Origin of the sequence: Pseudomonas sp. URMO17WK12:I11 (assembly GCF_007677725.1) — a bacterium.
In the GTDB taxonomy this organism is placed as follows: Bacteria; Pseudomonadota; Gammaproteobacteria; order Pseudomonadales; family Pseudomonadaceae; genus Aquipseudomonas.
Map to the genome: position 1 here is coordinate 81,607 of NZ_VEDF01000012.1, position 24,573 is coordinate 106,179.

17 protein-coding genes are annotated in these 24,573 nt (G+C 63.7%); 10 read left to right on the forward strand and 7 right to left on the reverse strand.

All coding sequences use genetic code 11. The features are described from left to right. The first annotated feature begins 8 nt into the window (after positions 1-8). Positions 9-1,223 carry a YeeE/YedE family protein gene (locus tag FS665_RS20080; RefSeq protein WP_145192518.1) on the forward strand — a complete coding sequence of 405 codons (1,215 nt, stop codon included), beginning with the start codon at positions 9-11 and terminating at the stop codon, positions 1,221-1,223. Positions 1,224-1,276: 53 nt separating this feature from the next. Here the strand turns inward: FS665_RS20080 and FS665_RS20085 are convergent, their stop codons facing one another. Then, positions 1,277-1,606 (reverse strand): hypothetical protein, encoded by a 330-nt coding sequence (locus tag FS665_RS20085; protein WP_145192521.1) that lies wholly within the window; start codon positions 1,604-1,606, stop codon positions 1,277-1,279. Positions 1,607-1,680: 74 nt separating this feature from the next. Beyond that, complete coding sequence (locus tag FS665_RS20090) at positions 1,681-2,331, reverse strand: DUF998 domain-containing protein (protein WP_145192524.1); 651 nt, start codon at positions 2,329-2,331, stop codon at positions 1,681-1,683. Between the two features lie 143 nt (positions 2,332-2,474). On the opposite strand from FS665_RS20090, the gene FS665_RS20095 reads away from it, so the two are divergent. Continuing rightward, on the forward strand, positions 2,475-3,224 hold the full coding sequence (locus FS665_RS20095; protein ID WP_145192527.1) for a FadR/GntR family transcriptional regulator: 750 nt from the start codon (positions 2,475-2,477) through the stop codon (positions 3,222-3,224). A gap of 59 nt (positions 3,225-3,283) precedes the next feature. Here the strand turns inward: FS665_RS20095 and FS665_RS20100 are convergent, their stop codons facing one another. The 5 genes from FS665_RS20100 to FS665_RS20120 form a co-directional block, all read right to left on the reverse strand. Beyond that, positions 3,284-4,864, reverse strand: coding sequence for an aldehyde dehydrogenase (NADP(+)) (locus tag FS665_RS20100; RefSeq protein WP_145192530.1), 1,581 nt, complete (start codon positions 4,862-4,864; stop codon positions 3,284-3,286). Between the two features lie 45 nt (positions 4,865-4,909). Then, complete coding sequence (garD, locus tag FS665_RS20105) at positions 4,910-6,463, reverse strand: galactarate dehydratase (protein WP_145192533.1); 1,554 nt, start codon at positions 6,461-6,463, stop codon at positions 4,910-4,912. A 78-nt stretch (positions 6,464-6,541) separates the two neighbouring features. Continuing rightward, positions 6,542-7,903 (reverse strand): MFS transporter, encoded by a 1,362-nt coding sequence (locus tag FS665_RS20110; protein ID WP_145192536.1) that lies wholly within the window; start codon positions 7,901-7,903, stop codon positions 6,542-6,544. A gap of 101 nt (positions 7,904-8,004) precedes the next feature. Beyond that, positions 8,005-8,916, reverse strand: a complete 912-nt coding sequence (gene kdgD / locus FS665_RS20115) for a 5-dehydro-4-deoxyglucarate dehydratase (protein WP_145192539.1) — start codon at positions 8,914-8,916, stop codon at positions 8,005-8,007. A gap of 427 nt (positions 8,917-9,343) precedes the next feature. After that, positions 9,344-10,153: a gamma-glutamyl-gamma-aminobutyrate hydrolase family protein gene (locus FS665_RS20120; RefSeq protein ID WP_145192542.1), complete on the reverse strand. Its 810-nt coding sequence runs from the start codon at positions 10,151-10,153 to the stop codon at positions 9,344-9,346. A gap of 400 nt (positions 10,154-10,553) precedes the next feature. Between FS665_RS20120 and FS665_RS20125 the strand changes: the two genes are divergently transcribed. From FS665_RS20125 to FS665_RS20160, 8 genes are all read left to right on the forward strand, one after another. Next, on the forward strand, positions 10,554-11,579 hold the full coding sequence (locus FS665_RS20125; protein ID WP_145192544.1) for an Ldh family oxidoreductase: 1,026 nt from the start codon (positions 10,554-10,556) through the stop codon (positions 11,577-11,579). Positions 11,580-11,727: 148 nt separating this feature from the next. Beyond that, the gene (locus FS665_RS20130) at positions 11,728-12,924 is read left to right on the forward strand and encodes an amino acid aminotransferase (RefSeq protein ID WP_145192547.1); all 1,197 of its coding nucleotides are present in this window, start codon (positions 11,728-11,730) and stop codon (positions 12,922-12,924) included. A gap of 263 nt (positions 12,925-13,187) precedes the next feature. Next, positions 13,188-14,468, forward strand: a complete 1,281-nt coding sequence (locus tag FS665_RS20135; protein WP_145192550.1) for a serine/threonine transporter — start codon at positions 13,188-13,190, stop codon at positions 14,466-14,468. 172 nt (positions 14,469-14,640) lie between these two features. After that, the gene (tpx, locus tag FS665_RS20140; protein ID WP_145192553.1) at positions 14,641-15,141 is read left to right on the forward strand and encodes a thiol peroxidase; all 501 of its coding nucleotides are present in this window, start codon (positions 14,641-14,643) and stop codon (positions 15,139-15,141) included. A gap of 230 nt (positions 15,142-15,371) precedes the next feature. Further along, complete coding sequence (locus FS665_RS20145) at positions 15,372-16,667, forward strand: MdtA/MuxA family multidrug efflux RND transporter periplasmic adaptor subunit (protein WP_145192556.1); 1,296 nt, start codon at positions 15,372-15,374, stop codon at positions 16,665-16,667. Next, a complete protein-coding gene (locus FS665_RS20150) occupies positions 16,664-19,762 on the forward strand; it encodes an MdtB/MuxB family multidrug efflux RND transporter permease subunit (protein ID WP_145192558.1) in 3,099 nt (1,032 codons plus the stop codon). Before FS665_RS20145 ends, FS665_RS20150 begins: the two co-directional genes overlap by 4 nt. Then, the gene (locus tag FS665_RS20155; protein ID WP_145192561.1) at positions 19,759-22,866 is read left to right on the forward strand and encodes an efflux RND transporter permease subunit; all 3,108 of its coding nucleotides are present in this window, start codon (positions 19,759-19,761) and stop codon (positions 22,864-22,866) included. The genes FS665_RS20150 and FS665_RS20155 overlap by 4 nt, the downstream gene beginning before the upstream one ends. Next, the gene (locus FS665_RS20160; protein ID WP_145192564.1) at positions 22,863-24,350 is read left to right on the forward strand and encodes an efflux transporter outer membrane subunit; all 1,488 of its coding nucleotides are present in this window, start codon (positions 22,863-22,865) and stop codon (positions 24,348-24,350) included. The genes FS665_RS20155 and FS665_RS20160 overlap by 4 nt, the downstream gene beginning before the upstream one ends. Positions 24,351-24,573 lie beyond the last annotated feature (223 nt).

The window sequence follows — 24,573 nt, forward strand, 5'->3', positions numbered from 1 at the left end:
GTATTCCAATGGGTCTTTCCACCACCGCCACACCCGAACCGCGCCGTCTGGGCGCGCCCCTGATCGCGCTAGCCTTGCTGCTGGCCGGTGCCTGGTTCCTCAATCTCAACGTCGGCTTCAAGCACGTGTTGCTGCTCGTGCTCGGCGCCGCGCTGGGCCTGACGCTCTACCATGCCGCCTTTGGCTTCACCTCGGCGTGGCGCGTGTTCATCAACGAACGCCGCGGTGCCGGTTTGCGCGCGCAGATGCTCATGCTGGCCTTGGCCGTGCTGCTGTTCTTCCCGGCGCTTTCGGCCGGCAGCCTGTTCGGTAATCCGGTAACCGGACTGGTGGCCCCGGCAGGCGTGTCGGTGATCTTCGGCGCGTTCATTTTCGGCATCGGCATGCAACTGGGCGGCGGCTGCGCGTCGGGCACCTTGTTCACTGTGGGTGGGGGCAACGCGCGGATGTTGGTGACCTTGCTGTTCTTCATCATCGGTTCCGTAGCTGCCACGCACCACGCCGACTGGTGGTTTGCCTTGCCGTCGCTGCCGGCCACCTCGATCGTCCAGGCTTGGGGCTTGATCCCCGCGCTGCTGGTAAGCCTGGCCGTATTCGCTGTCATCGCCTGGCTTACGCTGGTGTTGGAAAAACGCCGCCACGGAGCCTTGCAAACGCCGGTGAGCAGCGCGCACCACGGCCTGCGCCGCTTCCTGCGCGGGCCCTGGCCGCTGGTGTGGGGCGCCATCGCCCTGGCCGTGCTCAATTATGCGACCCTGGCGCTGGCTGGTAGACCCTGGGGGATCACCTCGGCCTTCGCCCTGTGGGGGGCCAAGACGCTGTCCAGCTTCGGTGTCGACGTGGGCAGCTGGGTGTTCTGGCAGGCCCCGGCCAATGCCAAGGCCCTAGCTGCACCGGTATGGCAGGACATCACCACGGTCATGGATATCGGCATCGTCCTGGGCGCCCTGCTGGCGGCCGGGCTGGCGGGTCGATTCGCGCCGAGCTTGAAGATTCCACTGCCGTCACTGATCGCCGCGGTGCTTGGTGGCCTGCTGCTGGGCTATGGTTCGCGATTGGCCTACGGCTGCAACATCGGGGCCTACTTCAGCGGCATCGCCTCGGGCAGCGTGCATGGTTGGCTGTGGCTGATCGCCGCCTACTGCGGCAACGTGGTCGGTGTGCGCTTGCGCCCGCTGTTCTTTGCCGGTGAGCGGCCAGCGACCGCATTGAGCGGCTGTTGAGCGCAATCTAGAAATTGTTTAGATAAGCCTTATAAACAACTGATTTATAAGGCTTACCGCTTGGCGACTGCATGCTGGACGCATTGCTCGTAGTAGGTTTTCTTGATCGCTGCAGGCTTGAGGCGTGAGCGACTGTTGTAGGTCTGCTCGGTGATGCCGAAAGCCGTCATGCGCATCCACGGTTTGGCGAACCTGCGCACTTGGAGTTTTTTCCGCGTGGCGTACAAGGTCACCCCCGACAGCTTGGCCTGCTGGGCCTCGGCCGCGATCTGCGAGCCCCAGTTGCAGGCCTGGCGATCGTTCGCACTAAGCGCCTTGGCTTGGGCGCTGCAGCCGGCCATGGCCAGTACGCAACCGGCTATCGCACCTAGAATGTTTCGCATGTTGCTGTCCTAAGCATCTGAAGAGGCTCGAAGTTTGCCTTCACTCTCGATGCCTAGGGGCCATTATTTTCCCATCAGTCAGTCGCCCTCTGCAGGCGCGCCGTCGGCGCCCCGCGCATGCTGCTGACCGCCAGTGCCGCCACCCAGAGCACACAGATGCCATAGTTGAGGCGCTGGTACAGGCCGAACAGCTGGCCGCTTTCGGCCGCCTGGGCCATCATCATCACGGTGAGCAGCGAGCCGATCAGGCATACCAATGACCCTACGCTAAGCGCTCCGGAGCCCGCGAGGCGCGCCCCTAGCCAGACCCATAGCGCGCTGGCCACCGTCAGCGAGAGAAACATCACCAGCCCGCTCAGATTGTGCAGGAGCTGCGAGGTGGAGGGATGTACTGGCGCGCAGCCTTGATCGCAGGCGAACACACCGGTGCCAAGGCTGCCGATACCGTGCAGGAGCACCAGCAGCGCGCTGGCCTGGGCAAGCCTGGAGCCCTGCCAGCGGCGCGCCAGCCCCCAGGCGAAGGCGATGAACAAGACGGCCAGCGGAAAGTTGTTGAGCGCCGCCGACCATGAATGGGTCGGCGCACCCACCGCGCCAAGCTGGCTCATCGCCTGTTGCAGGTGGTCGTAGCCAGGGTAGAACCTGGCGGTGAGCCAGACGCCTAGCAGCAACCACACTGGTATGAACAGGCCAGCGGCGAGCAGGACGCGGTCGAGCGCTTTCATAGGGGACTTCCTTCCTTGGAAAAGCGCCCACAGTACGTGAGAATGCTGGCGCCTGCATGCAAATAAATAGCGCGTTGCGCGTATGTGATCGTACAACTGCATGCGCTATGATGGCGGTTGTCTTTCAAGGTGAAATACAGGGCATGACAGAGCAGCAGGTACAGGCCAGGGTCCGGCGCAAGCCGCGCAGTCTGGCCCAGGAACTGGTCACGGTGCTGACCGAGCGCATCCGCAGCGGGCAGATCAAGCGCGGCGAGAAGCTGCCGACCGAGTCGCAGATCATGGCCGAAGAGGGCGTCAGCCGCACGGTGGTGCGTGAGGCCATCTCGCGGCTGCAAGCGGCCGGTCAGGTGGAAACGCGGCACGGCATCGGCACCTTCGTGCTGGACGCACCCACCACCGGCGGTTTTCGCATCGACCCCGCAACGGTGGTGACGTTGCGCGAGGTGCTGGCGGTGCTGGAACTGCGGATCGCGCTGGAAATCGAGTCAGCCGGGCTGGCCGCGCAGCGCCGCAGCGATGAAGCGCTGGCTGGCATGCGCGCGGCGCTGGATGAGCTCAACGAGGGCGCGGCCCATGCCACTGACGCGGTGTCGGCGGATTTCCAGTTCCACCTGCGCATCGCCCAGGCCAGCGGCAACCATTACTTCGCCGACATCATCAATCACTTGGGCACCAGTATCATTCCCCGGACCCGTTTGAACTCGGCGCGTCTGGCCCATGATGACCAGGCGCATTACATGAGCCGCCTGAGGCATGAGCACGAAGCGATTTATGAGGCGATCGCGCGAGGCGACAGTGAAGGGGCGAAGATGGCCATGCGCATGCACCTGAGCAACAGCCGCGAGCGCTTGCGCCAAGCCCATGAGCAGGCGCAAGCGCAGCCGGATTGAGTCATTGACGATCGCTGGGGTTGCACAGCGCCCCCAGCGATCTCTCTACCTCACAGCCATCAGACCGCTGCTTCGCTCCACTGGCCATTGACCAGGCGACGCAGCCCCAGCGGGTTTTCGTCGCGCAGCGCTTCAGGCAGCAGTGCCTGCGGGTAGTTCTGGTAGCAAACCGGGCGCAGGAAACGGTCGATGGCCAAGGTGCCGACCGAGGTGCCACGGGCATCGGAGGTGGCTGGGTAGGGGCCGCCATGGACCATGGCGTCACACACCTCGACCCCGGTTGGATAGCCGTTGACCAGGATCCGGCCAACCTTTTCTTCCAGCAGCGGCACGAGCCAGGCGTAGGCCTCGAAGTCTTCCGCCTCGCCGATCAAGGTGGCGGTCAACTGGCCGCGCAGGCCGCGCAGCGCCGCGCGCAGCTGAGCATCATCCTTGGCTTCGACCGCGACCGTGGTTGGGCCGAACACCTCTTCCTGCAACAGCGGGTCTGAATCCACCAGCAGCCGCGCATCGGCCTTGAACAGCTGGGCGCGCGCCTGCTTGCCCTGTTGCGTCTGGCCGGCCAGGTGCTCGATACCGGCGTGGGCTTGCAGGTGCTCCAGGCCGCCCACGTAGCTGCGCAGACCCCCAGCGTTAAGCATGGTCTGGCCGGCCTGTTGCTCCAGGTGCTGGCCCAGATCGCTCAGCAGCTGGCTGAATTCTGCCGATTGCAGGCCGATCACCAAGCCTGGGTTGGTGCAGAACTGCCCAGCGCCCATGCACACCGAGCCTGCCAGTTCACCGGCAATGGCCTTGCCACGCTTGGCCAAGGCGCCAGGCAGGACGATCACCGGATTGATGCTCGACATCTCGGCAAATACCGGGATTGGCTGCGCACGCTCTGCGGCCATGCGGCACAACGCATCGCCGCCCTTGAGCGAACCGGTGAAGCCTACGGCCTGGATGGCCGGGTGCTTGACCAGCGGCTCACCGACGCCTGCGCCGAATACCATGTTGAATACACCCATGGGCATGCCGGTGCGCTCGGCGGCGCGCTGGATGGCACAACCCACCAGGTCGGCGGTCGCCATGTGCCCGCTGTGCGCCTTGAACACCACCGGGCAACCGGCGGCCAGGGCTGCGGCGGTGTCGCCACCAGCCGTAGAGAACGCCAGCGGGAAGTTGCTGGCGCCAAATACCGCGACCGGTCCGACACCGATGCGCATCTGGCGCAAATCGACCCGCGGCAGCGGCTGGCGGTCTGGCAGGGCAAGGTCGATGCGTGCGCCAAGGAAGTCGCCACGGCGCAGCACGTGGGCGAACAGGCGCATCTGCCCGCTGGTACGCCCGCGCTCGCCTTGGATACGGGCGGCGGGCAGGGCGGTTTCACGGCAGACGATGGCGACGAAGGCGTCGTCCAGTTCGTCGAGCTCGGCGGCGATGGCGTCGAGGAATTCAGCGCGGCGGGCCGGGGCTAGCTGACGGTAGGTGACGAAGGCCGCCTGGGCCGCCTTGGCAGCCTGGTCGACTTCCGCCTCGGTCGCTTGCGCGAAGCTGTACGGCAGCGCTTCGCCAGTGGTGGCGTCCAGGCTCTGCAGGCGTTGCGAACCAGCGGCGCTGCGCTGGCCGGCGATGAAATTGTGGCCGAGGATCTCAGGCATGGGGTTACTCCTGTAGATGAGTGAAGGAAAAATCAGCAACGAGCATCAGGTAATCGGTGCCGGGTTGAACAGCGTGATGTCGTTATGCAGGCGGTGTCGTTCGGCCCAGGTCTGTTTGCGGCCACTGGCGACGTCCAGGTAGTAGTGGAACAGCTCCCAACCCAGCTCCTCGATACTCGAGCGGCCGCTGGCGATGCGCCCGGCGTCGATGTCGATCAGGTCCGGCCAGCGCTGCGCCAGTTCGGTACGTGTGCACACCTTGACCACTGGGGCCATGGCCAGGCCATAAGGTGTGCCGCGCCCGGTGGTGAACACGTGCAGGTTCATCCCGGCGGCCAGTTGCAGGGTGCCGCAAACAAAGTCGCTGGCCGGCGTTGCGCAGAAGATCAGGCCTTTGCGCTCGACGCGCTCGCCCGGGCCGAGCACGCCCTGAATGGCGCCACTGCCAGACTTGACGATGGAACCGAGGGACTTTTCGACGATGTTCGACAGGCCGCCTTTCTTGTTGCCTGGCGTGGTGTTGGCGCTGCGATCGGCCGCGCCTTGTTGCAAGTAGCGGTCGTACCAGTCCATCTCACGCACCAGCGCCTCGGCGACCTGCTGATTCTCGGCGCGCGAGGTCAGCATGTAGATGGCATCGCGCACCTCGGTGACTTCCGAGAACAATACCGTGGCACCTGCGCGCACCAGCAGGTCGGCGGCAAAACCGAGCGCAGGATTGGCGGTGATGCCGGAAAACGCATCGCTGCCACCGCATTGCATGCCCAGGATCAGTTCGCTGGCAGGCACCGTCTCGCGGCGGCGCTGATCGAGCTTGTTCAGGCGCGTTTCGGCCAGCGCCATGATCTGCTCGATCATCTCGGCAAAGCCCAGGCTGGCGTCCTGCAGGCGATACAGCCAGGGCTCGCTGAGGTCGACCGAAGGGTCGTTGTCATGCATCACCTGGCCCGCCTGCAGCTTCTCGCAGCCCAGGCTGATCACCAGCGCTTCGCCACCCAGGTTGGGGTTGCGCGCCAGGTTGCGAACCGTGCGAATGGGGATGTAGGCATCGCGCGCATTGATCGCCACGCCGCAGCCATAGCTGTGGGTGAGGGCGACCACGTCGTCGACGTGCGGGTATTTAGGCAACAACTCGGCGCGGATGCGCTTGACCGCGTGTTCGAGCACGCCAGTCACGCACTGCACGGTGGTCGTGATGCCGAGAATGTTACGCGTGCCGACCGTGCCGTCGGCGTTGCGGTAACCCTCGAAGGTGAAGCCTTGCAAAGGTGGCAACGCATCGGGCACCGCATCGCAGCGCGGCAGGCTGTCCAGCTCGGGCGCAGCAGGCATGGCCAACTGGCTTTCCTGCACCCAGCTGCCTTGACGCAGGTCTTGCAGCGCATAGCCGATGATCTGGCCGTAGCGGCGCACCGCTTCGCCCTTGGCGATCGGCACGGTGGCGACCTTGTGGCTCTGTGGCACGCCCTCGACCAGGGTCAAGCCGTCGGCGAAGCGGGCGCCTTCGCCCAGGCCGCCATCGTTGACCACCACCACGACATTGTCATCGTCGTGCAGGCGGACGTAGCGGGGCGAGTCGGAGTGTTCGATCAACTGCATGTGTGGGCCCTACTTGTCAGGTTCTCAGGCTTTTGTACATCCGCCCGCGGCGGCAGAGGCCGGCGCGGGCGTGTCACTTCAGGGTCGCGAGCTGGCCAGTTGCGTGGCGGCTGGCTCAGGCTCGGGCTTAGGGTCATCCTCGCGCAGCTCGATGCGCTTGATGGGACCTACGATCACCAGGTAGCTGAACACCGCTACCAAGGCATTGGCGCCCACATACACCAACGCCCATTTGAACGAGCCAGTGGCGCTGATGATGTAGCCGATGACGATCGGTGTAGTGATCGAGGCGATGTTGCCGAAGGTGTTGAACAACCCCCCGGACAGCCCGGCGATCTGCTTGGGCGAGGTGTCGGCGACCACCGCCCAGCCCAGCGCACCGATGCCTTTGCCGAAGAAAGCCAGGGTCATGAAGCCCACCACCATCCATTCGGCGTCGACATAGTTGCAGAACACCATGGTGGTGGAGAGCATCAGGCCGCAGACGATCGGCAGCTTGCGCGAGAAGGTCAGCGAATTGCCGCGACGCAGCAGCCAGTCGGAAATCACCCCGCCCAGTACCCCGCCGATGAAGCCGCACACGGCCGGCAAAGAGGCGATGAAGCCCGCCTTGAGGATGGTCATGCCGCGCTCCTGCACCAGGTACACCGGGAACCAGGTGAGGAAGAAGTAGGTAATGGCGTTGATGCAGTACTGGCCCAGGTAGACGCCCAGGAGCATGCGGCTGGTCAGCAATTGCTTGATGTAGCCCCACTTGGGGCCGTCGTTGCCGCGCTTCTGGTCCATGTCGACCAGGCCGCCGTTGTGCTCGATGTGCTCGAGTTCGGCGGGGCTGATGCGCGGATGCTGACGCGGGTTGTAGATGGTTTTGAGCCAGACCATGGAAAACACGATGCCCAGTGCGCCCATGACCACGAACACGTGCTCCCAGCCGAAGCTGAACACGATCCAGCCCATGATCGGTGCGAATAGGGCGGTGGCGAAGTACTGCGCCGAGTTGAAGATCGCCGACGCGGTGCCGCGTTCCTGGGTCGGGAACCAGGCGGCGACGATGCGCGCGTTGCCGGGGAACGAAGGCGCCTCGGCGAAACCAACCAGAAACCGCAAAGTGAACAGCGTGACCACGGCCCAGGCCACGGGCAGACCGCCGACGAAGCCCTGCAGGAGGGTGAACAGCGACCAGGTGAAGATGCTGAAGGCGTAGACGTTTTTCGAGCCGAAGCGGTCCAGCAACCAGCCACCGGGGATCTGCCCGGCGACGTAAGCCCATCCGAAGGCGGAGAAAATATAACCAAGGGTGACGGCGTCGATGCCGAGGTCTTTCTGCAGGCTGGAGCCTGCAATCGCGATGGTTGCTCGGTCTGCGTAGTTGATCGTGGTCACCAGGAACAGCATGAACAGGATCAGGTAGCGCACATGCGTCTTTTTAGTCGCTTGCATGCTGTAAATCTCCCACTAGTTATTTTTGTGCGGGCTCACGAGTTGTAGCCGGAGCGGGCTGGCCCACTCCGGTTGCGGCATTGGCAGGCCGCGGGGTGCGCTTATTGCGGACCCATCTTGTCCATCAGTGCGGCGAGCATTTCGTATTCTTCGCCGGTCAGGTCGGTCAGTGGCGTGCGTACTGGGCCTGCGTCGTAGCCGGCCAGCTTGGCCCCGGCCTTGACGATGCTGACGGCGTAGCCGGCCTTGCGGTTGCGGATGTCCAGGTAAGGCAGGAAGAAATCATCGATCAGCTTGGCCACGGTGGCGTGATCGTCCCGCGCGATGGCGTGGTAGAAGTCCATCGCGGTCTTGGGTACGAAGTTGAACACGGCCGAGGAATAGACCGGCACACCCAGCGCTTTGTAGGCCGCAGCATACACTTCGGCGGTCGGCAGGCCACCCAGGTAGCTGAAGCGATCACCCAGGCGGCGACGGATCGACACCATCAGCTCGATGTCGCCCAGGCCATCCTTGTAACCAATCAGGTTCGGGCAGCGCTCGGCCAACTGCTCGAGCAGGTTGGCATTGAGGCGGCAGACGTTGCGGTTGTACACCACTACGCCGATGTTGACCGACTTGCACACCGCCTCGACATGGGCGGCGACGCCGTCCTGGCTCGCTTCGGTCAGGTAGTGCGGCAGCAGCAACAGGCCCTTGGCGCCCAGGCGCTCGGCCTCTTGAGCGTATTCGATGGCCTGGCGGGTCGAGCCACCGACGCCTGCCAGGATGGGTACCGAGGTCGCGCAGGTGTCGACGGCAGTCTTGATCACCTGGCTGTACTCGCTGGCCGCCAGGGAGAAGAACTCACCGGTGCCACCGGCGGCGAACAGCGCGCTGGCGCCGTACGGGGCGAGCCATTCCAGGCGCTTGATGTAGCCTGCCTGGTTGAAATCGCCTTGGGCGTTGAAGTCGGTGACCGGGAAAGACAGCAGGCCGTGGGAGAGGATGGATTTCAGTTCTTGTGGCGTCATTGTTATTGGCATCCTGTGGCGCTTGGGGTGTAGGTGATGTGCTGCGGTGGAGGTAAGTTATCGTACAACCTCGGCTGTGGCTAGTCCCTGTGGGAGAAAATTTTCTGCAAATGGCCCGCCGCTTTCGCGGCTTATCGCGAGCTGCGCTCGCTCCTACGCTCGTAGAAGCGAGCGCAGCTCGCGATAAGCCGCACGGGCAGGCGCATAAAAGCGCAGCCCGCGATAAGCCGCACGGGCAGGCGCATAAGACGCCAGACGGCCACAGGGCAGTCATCATATCTCTTGGGAAAAAAAGATCGCGGAGACAGGCACGCGCCCGCCGCCCGCATCCACGGGAGGTGTTCTGGGACCAGCAGAGGGTGACCGGGGAAGCGGGGGCGGCCTTGCGCCGCCCCGCGATCAAAGCTAACGAAGCTGAATCAGCGGATCAGGCGGCCTGCTGGCGCTTGATCTGGGCTTTGCGCACCTGGGCGCGGCAGGCATCGCCGAAGGCCTGGAAGATCTTGATCGAGTCTGGGTTGCTCGCCGCCTGCCACTCCGGGTGCCACTGCACCGCGAACAGGAAAGGCGAAAGGCTCGGTGCGTGAATCGCCTCGACCAAACCGTCTTCGGCACGGGCGATGGCTTCGATTCCCTGACCGAGATTGCGCAGGCCCTGGCCGTGCAACGAGTTCACACGAATCTGATCGGTGCCCAACGTTTCATGCAACCAGCTGCCAGGTTCGATGGTCACGCTGTGGACCTGGGCGTATTGCACCTCGACCGGATCTTCCGGGTTTTCCCGGTGATCGTTGAAGCCAGGTTCGGCGTAGACCTTCTGGTAGATGTCGCCGCCCAGGGCCACGTTGATTTCCTGCATGCCGCGGCAGACCCCGAAAATCGGCAGGCCACGCTTGAGCGCTGCCTTGACCAGCGGGATATCGAACAGGTCGCGGTTCTTGTCCTGACCCTTGCCCGGCGTTTGGTTTTCCTGGCCGTACAGGGCAGGGTCGATGTTGCTGCCGGCACCGGTCAGGTACACACCGTCGGCCATGTCCAGATAGGTCTGCAGATCCTCGATGCCACAGCAAGTAGGCACCAGGACCGGGACGCAATCGGCGAAGTCGACCAGCGGGGTGATGTATTTGTGGGTCATGACCTGATAATCATGGCCTTTGCGCTCTTGGCTACCCATGGTCATCAGGACGACGGGTTTGCGCAGGGAAGGTTGCTTGTTGCCAATGTTGCTGTTGGACATATGTCACCTTATGACAGGGCTCTGCCTGTCGTTGTTGTGCAGGTGCACGGCGTTGGCCTGCAAGTGCTACCTGAAGTCCCGAGCACTGCCGGCTCGTCACTGGGCGATTCCGGTCGGGGCTTGGTGCTAGCTTGCCAGAGCCGTTCGATATGTCAAACAAGGGAAAGGGGCCTTGGGCGCCGTATTTCGGGGGCTGAAGCGATGCGAGCCTCAGCCGGCAAGGGTTTGCCGCGGGTTGAGGTCAATAATATTTAACGACGCAGTCGGCTCATTGCAGCGCTGCAATGTTCGGCACCGCGTGGATGATCTTGCTGGTCGAGACGCGCATTTTCTGTCATTTAAAAGGCTGTCGTTGCACAGCATCCCTGTCGCTTGCACAATTCCAACTCAGGAGCTTCAGATGTCCGCTTCCACGGCCAGCCCGCTGACCCGCATACCCTTGCACGACCTTCGCCAATTGCTGCGGCAGATATTCGAGCACCATGGCTGCAGCGAGACGGTTGCCGCCGTGCTGGCTGACAATTGCGCCTCGGCCCAGCGCGACGGCGCGCACAGCCACGGCATATTCCGCATGCCGGGCTATGTATCGACGCTCGACAGCGGCTGGGTCGATGGTCGCGCCACGCCTCATGTCACCGATGTCGCCGCAGGCTTCGTACAGGTCGATGCCGCCGGTGGCTTCGCCCAACCAGCCCTGGCTGCAGCACGCGCGCTGCTGCTGGACAAGGCGCGCAACGCCGGCATCGCCGTGCTGGCGATTCGCAACTCGCATCACTTCGCCGCGCTGTGGCCAGATGTCGAGCCTTTTGCCGAAGAGGGCCTGGTAGCGCTGAGCGTGGTCAATAGCATGACCTGCGTGGTGCCGCATGGCGCCCGCAAGCCGCTGTTCGGCACCAACCCAATCGCTTTCGCCGCCCCGTGCGCCGGCCAGCAGCCCATCGTCTTCGACATGGCCACCAGCGCCATGGCCCATGGCGATGTACAGATCGCCGCACGCGCCGGCCAGGCATTGCCAAGCGGCATCGGTGTGGATGCCCTGGGTCAGCCGACTTGCGACCCCAAGGCGATTCTCGACGGCGGCGCGCTATTGCCGTTCGGCGGGCACAAGGGCTCGGCGCTGTCGATGATGGTCGAGTTACTGGCCGCCGCACTGACCGGGGGGCATTTTTCCTGGGAGTTCGATTGGTCCCGGCACCCGGGCGCGAAAACGCCCTGGACCGGGCAGTTGATCATCGTCATCGACCCCAGCAAGGCACAAGGCAGTCACTTCGCCCAGCGCAGCGCCGGACTCGTTGCGCAGATGCAGGCCGCCGGGTTATCGCGCCTGCCTGGCGAGCGGCGCTATCGCGAGCGTGCCATCGCCGCACAGCAGGGGGTGGCGCTGACCCAGCAGGAACTCGACGCCTTGCAAGCCCTGCGCAATTGAGTGACGAGGCGGTCCGGCAGTGGGCGCAGCGCGCGGCTGTGCAAGGTTGCATAGACAACCTTGCACGCAGGTGATGTTCCTGGGCCTCGACTCCGGGTATTCTCGGGGCAGTCATTCCGAACTGTCCTGATCCAAGGAGCTGCACGCAGTGTTCAAACATGTCGATGCCTACGCCGGCGACCCGATTCTCTCGTTGATGGAAACCTTCAAGGCCGACCCGCGCGCCGACAAGGTCAACCTGAGTATCGGCCTGTACTACGATGAGGCCGGTGTGGTGCCGCAGCTCAAGGCAGTGGATGCGGTGGAAAAGCGCCTCGCCGGCCAAGCCCACGAGGCCTCGCTGTACCTGCCGATGGAAGGCTTGGCCAGCTACCGTGAAGCCATTCAGGCGCTGTTGTTCGGTGCCGATCACCCTGCGGTCACCGGCAAGCGGGTCGCCACCGTGCAGACCGTCGGCGGTTCCGGTGCCCTCAAGGTGGGGGCCGACTTCCTCAAGCGGTACTTCCCGCAGTCGCAGGTCTGGGTCAGCAACCCAACCTGGGACAACCATCGCGCCATCTTCGAAGGCGCGGGCTTCCAGGTGAACACTTACCCGTATTTCGACCAGGCCACCCGCGGCGTCGACTTCGACGGCATGCTCGCTGCGCTGCAGCACTTGCCCGCCAACAGCATCGTGCTGCTGCACCCGTGCTGCCATAACCCCACCGGCGTCGACCTGGAACAGGGCCAGTGGCAGCAGGTGGTCGAGGTGGTCAAGGCGCGCCAGCTGATCCCGTTCCTCGACATCGCCTACCAAGGCTTTGGCCAGGGTCTGGTCGAGGACGCCTTCGCCATTCGTGAAATGGCCCGCGCCGGTGTGCCGTGCCTGGTGAGCAACTCGTTCTCCAAGATCTTCTCGCTGTATGGCGAGCGTGTCGGCGGCTTGTCGGTGGTCTGTGACGACGAAGCCACCACCTTGAGCGTGCTCGGCCAGCTCAAGGCCACGGTGCGCCGCAACTATTCCAGCCCGCCCAACTTTGGCGCCCAGTTGGTGGCAGGCGTGCTTGCCGACGCCGATCTGAATGCCCAATGGGCGGCCGAGGTGGAAGTGATGCGCACGCGCATCCTTGCCATGCGCCAGGCCCTGGTCGATGCCCTGGCGGTGCTGCTGCCCGACCAGGACTTCCAGTTCTTCCTGCGTCAGCGCGGCATGTTCAGCTACACCGGTTTCAGCGTGCAGCAGGTGCGTCGCCTGCGCGATGAGTTCGGCGTGTACCTGATCGACAGCGGTCGGGTGTGCATGTCGGGGCTGCGTCCGGCCAACCTGCAACGGGTTGCCGAAGCCTTCGCGGCAGTGCAGCAGTAAGCGTGTACCGGGCCGCGTCGCGGCCCTTCTCTGCAAGTCAGCGGCCACGGGCCGTGGCGCTGACTTTTCGGTCAATAATGTTCCGGGCCTTCCCCACGCTATTGCGCTTGTAAAGACAAGTGCAACCGCCCCTCGGAAAAAGGCTTCGCAAGTGCAACCTTTCGGTGCACAATCGCGCCCCTCTTTATCCGGTTGAGTTGGGCGATCGCAGCGTTTCGCCATTCTCAGCCTGTTGCAGTCTTGCGAGTGGAGCGTCACCCGGAATGAATGAGCAGGCCCCAAGCGTTGAGCAACGCTATGCAGAATCGACCCCCGCCACCCTTGGCAACTGGTCGCGTCACGACACCACCTGGATGCTGGGCCTGTTTGGCACAGCCATCGGTGCAGGCACGCTGTTCCTGCCCATCAACGCCGGCCTCGGCGGCTTCTGGCCGTTGCTGATCCTCGCTGCGCTGGCGTTTCCCATGACCTATTTTTCGCACCGTGGCTTGACCCGCTTCGTGTTGTCCGGGCGCAGCGGCGGCGACATCACCGAGGTGGTCGAGGAGCATTTCGGCATCAAGGCCGGTGCACTGATCACCGTACTTTACTTCTTCGCGATCTTCCCGATCCTGCTGATCTACAGCGTGGCGCTGACCAACACCGTCAGCAGCTTCATCGAGCATCAGTTGCACATGGCGCCACCGCCGCGGGTGCTGTTGTCGTTCGTGCTGATCCTCGGCCTGCTGGCCATCGTGCGCTGCGGCGAGCAGGCCACGGTCAAGGTGATGAGCCTGCTGGTCTACCCGTTCATCGTGGCCTTGGGGCTGCTGGGTCTGTACCTGATTCCGCACTGGACCGGTGGGATTCTTGACAGCGCTGCACAGGTGCCGTCCGGCTCGGCTTTCCTGCACACGCTGTGGCTGGCGATTCCGGTGATGGTGTTCTCGTTCAACCATTCGCCGATCATCTCGGCCTTCGCCGTCGACCAGAAGCGCCGTTATGGCGAGCACGCCGACGCGCGCAGCGGGCAGATCCTGCGCCGCGCGCACTTGCTGATGGTGGTGATGGTGCTGTTCTTCGTGTTCAGCTGCGTGCTGACCCTCGACAGCGCTCAGTTGGCCGAAGCCAAGGCGCAGAACCTGTCGATCCTGTCATACCTGGCCAACCACTTCAGCAACCCGGCCATCGCCTTCGCCGCACCATTGATCGCTTTCGTCGCCATCGCCAAGTCCTTCCTGGGCCACTACATCGGTGCCAGCGAGGGCCTCAAGGGCATCATCGCCAAGACCGGCGCGCGCCCGGCAGCCAAGACCCTCGACCGCGTGGTCGCGGCCCTGATGCTGGTGGTGTGCTGGATCGTCGCCACCCTCAACCCAAGCATCCTTGGCATGATCGAGTCGCTGGGCGGGCCGATCCTGGCCGTGCTGCTGTTCCTGATGCCGATGTACGCCATTCGCCGGGTGCCGTCAATGCGCCAATACAGCGGTGCGCTGTCGAACATCTTCGTGGTGGTGATCGGCCTGGTCGCCCTGACTTCGGTGGTGTACGGCCTGATCGGCTGATTCGCCGCCGCCCGCGCTGCAGAGCAGCCCGGAGCGCCTTTGGCGTTCCGGGCTTTTTATTGTTCACAGAAAATGCCCCGTGATCGAACAATTTGCGCGCCTGCCCATAGGCACCCGCGCGCCTTCATGCTTAACTCAGTGTCCTTTTCAAACCCCGCATAAGGATTTCGTCATGGCTCAAGTGACTCTCAAAGGCAATCCGGTTCAGGTCAACGGCCAACTGCCGCAGGTTGGCGCCCAGGCGCCGGCATTTTCCCTGGTCGGTGAAGGCCTGGCGGACAAGTCGCTGCAGGATTACGCCGGCAAGCGCAAGGTGCTGAACATCTTCCCAAGCGTCGATACCCCGACCTGCGCCACCTCGGTACGCAAGTTCAACGCCCAGGCGAACGAGCTGAACAACACCGTGGTGCTGTGCATCTCCGCCGACCTGCCGTTCGCCCAGGCGCGTTTCTGCGGCGCCGAGGGTCTGGAAAACGTGAAGAACCTGTCGACCCTGCGCGGCCGCGAGTTCCTCGAGCAGTACGGTGTGGCCATCGCCGACGGCCCGCTGGCCGGCCTGGCTGCCCGCGCCGTGGTGGTGCTGGACGAGCAAGACAAAGTGCTGCACAGCGAGCTGGTCGGCGAGATCGCTGAAGAGCCGAACTACGAAGCAGCCCTGGCTGTGCTGAAGTAACGGGACGGCCTGGGGCAGGGCAGGTGCCGGAACTCGCCGGCCCACCCTTGCTCCAAGCAACACCGTGTAACGGCCCGGAACGCTTTCCGGGCCGTTTTCATTTAAAGTTCAAGCTTTTGGCAACGTAAGGCAAAGGTAAACCTCTGGTAAAGGACCTTTGCTAAAACACTGCCAGTGCTTATCGTTCACCCTCCCAAGCCGCCATTTTCTGAACAAGGTTCGTTCAACCCATGCAAGTGTCCAACTCCCGATCCCCTCGTCGCTGGCTCGTCGGCCTGCTGATCCTGCTGCTGGTGGCCTTGCTGGCCTGGTGGTTGTGGCCGGCGGCAGCACCTGAGCATAAGGACGCCAGCGCCGGGCGCGCGGGCAAGGGCATGGGCAGGCCCGGTTTCGGCGGTTCGACCGACCCGGTGCCGGTGCGCGTGGAGCCGGTGCGCGTAGGTGACTTCCCACTGTATTACAAAGCCCTGGGCACGGTCACCGCGACCAACACCGTGAACGTGCGCAGCCGCGTTGCGGGCGAGCTGGTGAAAATCCACTTCAAGGAAGGTCAGCAGGTCAAGGCCGGCGAGCTATTGGCCGAAATCGATCCGCGCCAGTACCGCATCGCCTTGCAGCAGGCCGAAGGTACGCTGGCGCAGAACCAGGCGCAGTTGAAGAACGCCCAGGTCGATGTCGCGCGTTACCAAGGCCTGTACGAACAGGACAGCATCGCCAAACAGACCCTGGACACCGCCCAGGCGCAAGTTGCGCAGTTCGCCGGTCTGGTCAAGACCAATCAGGCCCAGGTCAACGATGCGCGTCTGAACCTTGAGTTCACCCAGATCCGCGCGCCCATCAGTGGTCGAGTGGGCCTGCGTCAGCTCGACCTGGGTAACCTGGTCGCTGCCAACGACACCACCGCCTTGGTGGTGATCACCCAGACCGAGCCAATCAACGTCGCCTTCACCTTGCCGGAAACCGAGCTGGGCACGGTGCTCGAGCGCTACCGCAGCGGTGCCAGCCTGCCGGTCGAGGCCTGGGATCGCACCGACAGCAAATTGCAGGCGACCGGTGTGCTGGGCAGCATCGACAACCAGATCGACACCACCACCGGCACCCTGAAGTTCAAGGGGCTCTTCCAGAACAAGGATCTGGCCCTGTTCCCCAATCAGTTCGTCAATGTGCGTCTGCTGGCCGATACCCTCAAGCAAGTGGTCATGGCCCCCGCGGCGGCGGTGCAGTTCGGTAACGAAGGCTCGTTCGCCTATGTGGTCAACGGCGAGAACACGGTCAACATTCGCACGCTCAAGGTCGGCCCAAGCGATGGCCAGAACAGCGTGATCCTCGACGGCCTGAAGGCCGGTGACCGTCTGGTGCTCGAAGGCACCGACCGTCTGCGCGAGGGCACCAAGGTCGAGGTGGTCGAGGACAGTTCGCAGGTGCCGGCCACCCCTGGGCAGCAGTTGCAGGGGCAGGACGCCAAGGGCTCGGCGCAGAGTGACCCGGCAGCTTCGGGTACAGCGCCAGCCAAGGCGGGCGCATGAACCTGTCACGCCTGTTCATTCTGCGGCCGGTCGCGACCACGCTGACCATGCTGGCCATCGTGCTGGCCGGCCTGATCGCCTACAAGCTGCTGCCGGTGTCGGCCTTGCCCCAGGTCGACTACCCGACCATCCGGGTCATGACCCTGTACCCCGGCGCCAGCCCGCAGGTCATGACCAGCGCGGTCACCGCGCCGCTGGAGCGCCAGTTCGGCCAGATGCCCGGCCTGGAGCAGATGGCCTCGACCAGTTCCGGGGGGGCCTCGGTACTGACCCTGCGCTTCAGCCTGGACATGAACATGGACGTCGCCGAGCAGCAGGTGCAGGCCGCGATCAACGCCGCCAGCAACCTGCTGCCCAGCGACTTGCCGGCCCCGCCGGTGTACAACAAGGTCAACCCCGCCGACACGCCGGTCTTGACCCTGGCCATTTCCAGCAAGACCATGCCGTTGCCCAAGCTCAACGACCTGGTCGACACCCGTGTCGCGCAGAAGCTCGCGCAGATCAGCGGGGTGGGCATGGTCAGCATCGCCGGGGGTCAGCGCCAGGCGGTGCGGATCAAGGTCAACGTCGACGCCCTGGCGGCCAACGGCCTGAACCTTGATGATGTACGCACGTTGATCGGGGCGTCCAACGTCAACCAGCCCAAGGGCAATTTCGACGGTCCGACCCGAGTGTCGATGCTCGATGCCAACGATCAGCTGCGCTCGCCCGAGGAATACGCCAACCTGATCCTGGCCTACAACAACGGCGCGCCCCTGCGCCTGCGCGACGTTGCCGAGATCGTCGACGGCGCCGAGAACGAGCGCCTGGCGGCCTGGGCCAACCAGAACCAGGCGGTGCTGCTCAATATTCAGCGCCAGCCGGGTGCCAACGTCATCGAGGTCGTCGACCGCATCAAGCAACTGCTGCCGTCGATCACCGAAAACCTGCCAGCGGGCCTGGATGTGTCGGTGCTTACCGACCGTACGCAAACCATCCGCGCAGCGGTCAAGGACGTGCAGCATGAGCTGCTGATCGCCATCGTGCTCGTAGTGATGGTGACGTTCGTGTTCCTGCGTCGTTTCAGCGCCACCCTGATTCCATCGATCGCCGTGCCGTTGTCGCTGATCGGCACCTTCGGCGTCATGTACCTGGCCGGTTTTTCGATCAACAACCTGACCCTGATGGCACTCACCATTGCCACTGGGTTCGTGGTGGACGATGCCATCGTCATGCTCGAGAACATCTCGCGGCATATCGAGGAAGGTGAAACACCCTTGCAAGCTGCGCTCAAGGGCGCGCGGCAGATCGGCTTCACCTTGATTTCCCTGACCTTCTCGTTGATCGCGGTGTTGATTCCGCTGCTGTTCATGGCCGACGTGGTAGGGCGTCTGTTTCGCGAGTTCGCCATTACCCTGGCAGTGGCGATCCTGATTTCGCTGGTGGTGTCGCTGACGCTGACACCCATGATGTGCGCACGATTGCTCAAGCGCGAACCCAAGCCTGAAGAGCAGGGCCGTTTCTACCGCGCCAGCGGCGCCTGGATCGACTGGCTCATCGAACACTATGGGCGCGGTTTGCAGTGGGTGCTCAGGCACCAACCGCTGACCCTGCTGGTGGCGGTGGCCAGCCTCGCCTTGACGGTGCTGCTGTACCTGGCGGTGCCAAAGGGCTTCTTCCCGGTGCAGGACACCGGGGTCATCCAAGGCATCTCCGAGGCGCCGCAATCGACCTCGTTCGCCGCCATGAGCGAGCGTCAGCAGGCGCTGAGCGCGATCATCCTGCAAGACCCGGCGGTCCAGAGCCTGTCGTCCTATATTGGGGTCGATGGCGATAACGCCACCCTCAACAGCGGTCGTCTGCTGATCAACCTCAAGCCCCACGGCGAGCGCGACCTGACTGCAAGTGAAGTCATCGAGCGGCTGCAACCGCAACTTGACAAGCTGGTGGGCATTCGCCTGTTCATGCAGCCGGTGCAGGACTTGAGCATCGAGGACCGAGTCAGCCGGACCCAATATCAGTTCAGCCTATCGTCGCCTGATGCCGACCTGTTGGCGCAATGGAGCGGCAAGCTGGTCGAGGCCTTGCGACAACGCCCGCAGTTGCAGGACGTCGCCAGCGACCTGCAGGACAAAGGCCTGCAGGTGTACCTGGTGATCGACCGGGACATGGCCAGCCGCTTGGGCATCAGCGTGGCGCAGATCACCAACGCCTTGTACGATGCCTTCGGTCAGCGGCAGATCTCCACCATCTATACCCAGGCCAGTCAGTACCGTGTGGTGCTGCAGGCCCAGGATGCGGCGCTGATCGGCCCGTCGGCGCTGGAGTCGATACATGTCAAGGCGACCGACGGTGGCCAGGTACGCCTGTCGGCATTGGCGCACATCGAGCAGCGCCAGGCGCAGCTGGCCATCTCCCATATCGGCCAGTTCCCGGCAGTGACCCTGTCGTTCAACCTGGGGGCCGGGGCTTCGCTGGGCGAGGCGGTGGAGGTGATCGGCCAGGTGCAGCAGGACATCGGCATGCCGCTGGGCATCCAGACTCGCTTCCAGGGCGCTGCGGCAGCGTTTCAGGCGTCGCTGTCGAGCACCTTGCTGCTGATTCTGGCGGCGGTGGTCACCATGTATATCGTGCTGGGGGTGCTGTACGAGAGCTACATCCACCCGATCACCATTCTCTCGACCCTGCCATCGGCTGCGGTGGGTGCGTTGTTGGCGTTGATTCTCAGCGGCAACGACCTGGGCATGATCGCGATCATCGGCATCATCCTCTTGATCGGCATCGTCAAGAAGAACGCCATCATGATGATCGACTTCGCCCTGGAAGCGGAGCGGCACCAGGGCATGGCGCCGCACGAGGCGATCTACCAGGCGGCGCTGCTGCGCTTCCGGCCGATCCTGATGACCACCTTGGCGGCACTGTTCGGCGCGGTGCCGCTCATGCTGGCCACCGGCTCAGGCGCCGAGTTGCGCCAGCCGCTGGGCCTGGTGATGGTCGGCGGCTTGCTGGTCAGTCAGGTGTTGACCTTGTTCACCACGCCGGTGATCTACTTGTATTTCGACCGCCTGGCGCGCCGTTGGCGGCCAGCCACTGATGCGCAGCAGGCCGAGGCATGAATTTGTCCGCGCCGTTCATTCGCCGGCCAGTGGCGACCATGCTCCTGAGCCTGGCGATCATGCTCCTCGGCGGCGTCAGTTTCGGCCTTTTGCCGGTCTCGCCACTGCCGCAGATGGACTTTCCGGTGATCGTGGTGCAGGCCAACCTCTCCGGCGCCAGCCCCGAGGTCATGGCCGCGACCGTGGCCACGCCGCTTGAGCGCAAGCTTGGCAGTATTGCCGGCGTAACCACCCTGACCAGTAGCTCCAACCAGGGCTCGACGCGAGTGATCATCGGCTTCGAGATGGGCCGCGACATCGATGGCGCGGCGCGCGAGGTGCAGGCGGCGATCAACGCAACGCGCAACCTGCTGCCAAGCGGCATGCGCAGCATGCCCACCTACAAGAAGATCAACCCTTCGCAAGCGCCGATCATGGTGTTGTCGCTGACCTCCAGCGTGCTGCAGAAGGGCCAGCTGTACGACCTGGCCGACACCATCCTCTCGCAAAGCCTGGCCCAGGTCAGCGGGGTAGGGGAAGTGCAGATCGGCGGCAGCTCGCTGCCAGCCGTGCGCATTGCCGTCGAGCCGCAACTGCTCAACCAGTACAACCTGTCGCTGGACGAAGTACGCAGCGCCGTGGCCGATGCCAACCAGCGCCGGCCGATGGGCTTCGTCGAAGATGCCGAGCGCAATTGGCAGGTGCGCGCCAACGACCAGCTGGAAAAAGCCAAGGATTACCAGCCGATCGTCATCCGCCAGTCCAATGGCACGATCTTGCGCCTGTCCGATGTGGCCACGATCACTGACGGCGTCGAGAACCGCTACAACAGCGGTTTCTTCAACGACCAGGGCGCTGTCCTGTTGGTGGTCAACCGGCAAACCGGTGCCAACATCATCGAGACGGTCGACCAGATCAAGGCGCAGCTGCCGGCGCTGCAATCGCTGCTGCCGGCAAGCGTGCAACTGAACGTGGCCATGGACCGCTCGCCGGTGATCAAGGCCACCCTCAAGGAAGCCGAGCACACCCTGCTAATCGCCGTGGTGCTGGTGATACTGGTGGTCTACCTGTTTCTGGGCAGCCTGCGGGCGTCGTTGATTCCGAGCCTCGCAGTGCCGGTCTCGTTGGTCGGCACGTTCGCGGTGATGTACCTGTGCGGTTTTTCCCTGAACAACCTGTCGCTGATGGCGCTGATCCTTGCCACCGGGCTGGTGGTGGACGACGCCATCGTGGTGCTTGAGAACATCTCCCGGCATATCGAGGACGGCCAGCCGCCCATGCGCGCCGCGTTCCTGGGGTCCAAGGAAGTCGGCTTCACCTTGCTGTCGATGAATGTCTCGCTGGTGGCGGTGTTCGTCTCGATCCTGTTCATGGGCGGCATCGTGCGCAACCTGTTCCAGGAGTTCTCGATCACCCTGGCAGCGTCGATCATCGTGTCGCTGGTGGTATCGCTGACGTTGACGCCAATGCTCTGTGCGCGTTGGCTCAAACCCCACCGCAGCCAGCAAACCCGCTTGCAACGCTGGAGCGACAAGGTGCACAAGCGCATGGTCGATGCCTATGACCGCAGCCTGGGATGGGCCTTGCGTCACCGGCGCCTGACGCTGATCAGTCTGCTGGCTACCATCGGCCTGAACATTGCGCTGTACGTCGTGGTGCCCAAGACCCTCATCCCGCAGCAGGATACCGGCCAGTTGCAGGGCTTCATTCGCGGCGACGATGGCTTGTCGTTCAGCGTCATGCAGCCAAAGATGGAAATCTATCGCCGGGCGCTGCTGGCCGATCCAGCGGTAGAAAGCGTGGCCGGTTTCATCGGCGGCAACAGCGGCACCAACAACGCCTTCGTGCTGGTGCGCCTCAAGCCCATCGCCGAACGCCGTGAAGACGCACAGAAAGTCATCGAACGCCTGCGCAAAGAGATGCCCAAGGTGCCCGGCGGGCGCCTGTTTCTGATGGCCGACCAGGACTTGCAGCTCGGTGGCGGGGGGCGTGACCAGACCTCATCGCAGTATCTGTACACCCTGCAGAGCGGCGACCTGGCGGCGCTGCGTCAGTGGTTCCCGAAGGTGGTCGCGGCCCTGCGTGCACTGCCGGAGCTGACCGCGATCGACGCCCGCGACGGCTCCGGCACGCAGCAGGTGACGCTGGTGGTCGACCGGGACCAGGCCAAGCGCCTGGGCATCGACATGGACATGGTCACGGCGGTGCTCAATAACGCCTACAGCCAGCGCCAGATCTCGACCATCTACGACAGCCTCAACCAGTACCAGGTGGTGCTGGAGATCAACCCCAAATATGCCTGGGACCCCAGCACGCTGGAGCAGGTGCAGGTGATCACCAGCGACGGTGCTCGGGTACCGTTGTCGACCATTGCCCGCTACGAAAACAGCCTGGCGAACGACCGCGTCAGCCATGAAGGCCAGTTTGCTTCGGAAGACATCGCCTTCGACGTTGCCGCAGGCTATAGCCCCGATCAGGCCATGGCGGCAGTCGAACGCGCCGTGGCCCGGCTCGGCCTGCCCGAAGGCGTGATCGCCAAGCTTGGCGGCACCGCCAGTGCCTTCACCGAAACCCAGAAAGGCCAGCCGTTCATGATTCTCGGCGCACTGCTGTTGGTGTACCTGGTGTTGGGGATTCTGTACGAGAGCTACATCCACCCGCTGACGATTCTGTCGACCTTGCCTTCGGCAGGCGTTGGCGCATTGCTGGCGTTGTACGCGACCGGTGGCGAGTTCAGCCTGATCTCCTTGCTGGGCTTGTTCCTGCTGATTGGGGTGGTGAAGAAAAACGCCATCCTGATGATCGACCTGGCGTTGCAACTGGAGCGCCACCAAGGCTTGAGCCCAGAAGAATCGATCCGCCGTGCCTGCCTGCTCAGGCTGCGGCCGATTCTGATGACCACCCTGGCGGCCATCCTCGGCGCCCTGCCGTTGATGCTGAGCCGCGCCGAAGGTGCGGAAATGCGCCAGCCCTTGGGCCTGACCATCATCGGCGGGCTGGTCGTTAGCCAGTTGTTGACCCTTTATACGACGCCTGTGGTGTACCTGTACCTGGACCGCCTGCGTCATCGCTTCAACCATTGGCGCGGTGTACGCACCGACGCCTCGCTGGATACGCCGCTATGAACTTCGCCCAGACTCCACTTCACCGTGCCTTGCAACTGCTGACTCGGGGCCGCGGCTCACGCCTGGCCGGGGCCGGGCTCTGCCTGGTGATGCTCAGTGCTTGTACCCTGAGCCCGGATTATCAACGCCCGACGCTGAGCACCCCGGCGCAGTACAAACAGGCCGACGGCTGGACTCAAGCCAAACCGTCCGATGCCATCGCCCGCGGTGCCTGGTGGGAAATTTACGGTGACAGCGGGCTGAACGCCCTGGTCGAAGAGCTCAATCGCAGCAACCAGACGGTTGCCCAGTCAGAAGCGCAGTACCGGCAGGCACAGGCCTTGATCCGCAGCAGCCGCGCTTCGCTGTTCCCCACGCTGGACCTGACCACCACTAAGAATCGCTCGGCGCAAGGGACGGGCAGCTCCAGCTCCAGCCTGTCCAACAACAGCAGCGGTATCCGTGACACCTACAACGCGCAGTTGGGTGTGAGTTGGGAGATCGACCTGTGGGGCAAGCTGCGCGAAACGCTCAATGCCAACCAAGCCAGCGCCGAAGCAAGCTTTGCCGACCTGGCGTCGATTCGCTTGAGCCAGCAGTCGGAACTGGTGCAGAACTACCTGCAGCTGCGCGTGATCGATGAACAGAAGCGCCTGCTCGAGGCAACCGTCGCCACTTACGAGCGGTCGCTGCGCATGACCGAGAACCAGTACCGTGCCGGGGTATCCGGACCGGACGCAGTGGCCCAGGCGCGGACCCAGCTCAAGTCCACCCAGGCCGATCTGATCGACCTGATCTGGCAACGGGCGCAGTTCGAGAATGCCATTGCCGTGCTGCTCGGCAGGGCGCCGGCCGATTTTTCCCTGGCCGACAGCAAGACCATCCCGGCGCTGCCGCAGATCCCGGTGACGCTTCCCTCGCAGCTGCTGGAGCGGCGTCCGGATATCGCTGCGGCGGAGCGCAACGTGATGGCGGCCAACGCCAACATTGGCGTCGCCCGCGCCGCGTATTTTCCCGACCTGAGCCTGAGCATGAGCGGTGGTTACTCCAGCAGCAGCTTCAACAACTGGATCGAGTTGCCCAACCGCTACTGGTCGGTGGGGCCGCAACTGGCCCTGACCTTGTTCGATGCCGGTAAGCGCAGCGCCGAAGTCGACCGGGTCCAGGCGGTATACGATCAAACCGTGGCGCAATACCGGCAAACGGTACTCGACGGTTTCCGCGAAGTTGAAAACTACCTGGTGCAGCTGAAGGTGTATGCCGATGAAGCCGGGGTGCGTCAGGAGGCCCTCGATGCTGCGCGCGAATCATTGCGGCTGACCGAGAATCAGTACCGTGCCGGCCTGATCGGCTACCTTGACGTCGTCAATGTGCAAACCACGGCGCTGAGTAACGAGCGCAGTGTGCTGAATCTGCTGCAAGGCCGCCTGGTGGCCAGCGTGCAATTGATCGCCGCGTTGGGTGGTGGCTGGGACGCCGATCAGGCATTTGCCGAGCAACAGTGATGCGCTGGGCTGAAATCTGACCTGTTTGACAGGAACCTGTGGCGGCAACACGTGCCACAGGTGAGTCAAGCGACAGGTGGCAGAATGCCGCTATCTGGGTGGGGAGGCCTCTATTTCGCGGGTTTACAGCGTAGAACGCGCTCATTGGATCCATTCCCATTCGCATAAACCCCGTGCGTTTCGCCAAAGCTTGAGTACAATCGTCAGTTTTTCGGGCCCCCTT